Raw genomic sequence first — 449 nt, 5'->3', positions numbered from 1 at the left:
AGGTACACAAATGAGTATCGTGTGTGTTGGTCTAGAATTGAAATGTAGTATCTCGATTTGCCGTGAATTCCATCAACAGGAAATGGTCCAGAAATGTCACTGTGAATGATTTCCAGCGGCCTGGTGGTTGAGCTTTCAGATGTTCGTTGGATGTTACCTCTTGGCATTTTTCCTAGCATGCAGCCGTCACAGGGAGAGATAGGTGAGGGTCTGCGTATCTTCGCTGGTTGCTTGATTCCGGTGACCGAATTTTCCAAGGCTGAGTTGAGGTCATGATCGTTGATGTGGCCAAGTCGATTGTGCCAAAGGTCGCGTGTTTCTGATACCATATTTGCCGCAGCAATACGTGGCTCTGCAGTGTAGTTGATGACTGGAGGCAGGGTGTACAGGTTGTCATGATCCTTCGGGATCTCCGTGATAAGGTTACCGCCGGAGTCCAGAATCTTGCA

At 48.3% G+C, this 449-nt stretch carries 1 protein-coding gene; it reads right to left on the bottom strand.

Translation table 11 applies throughout. From position 1 onward, the window contains the following. On the bottom strand, positions 1-449 hold a 449-nt coding region (locus B5P40_RS32335), incomplete at both ends, for a GAG-pre-integrase domain-containing protein (protein ID WP_142936396.1).

Origin of the sequence: Bacillus sp. SRB_8, assembly GCF_003264205.1 — a bacterium.
Taxonomy (GTDB): domain Bacteria; phylum Bacillota; class Bacilli; order Bacillales; family Bacillaceae_G; genus Bacillus_A; species Bacillus_A mycoides.
This window is presented reverse-complemented; position numbering and strand designations above follow the sequence as displayed.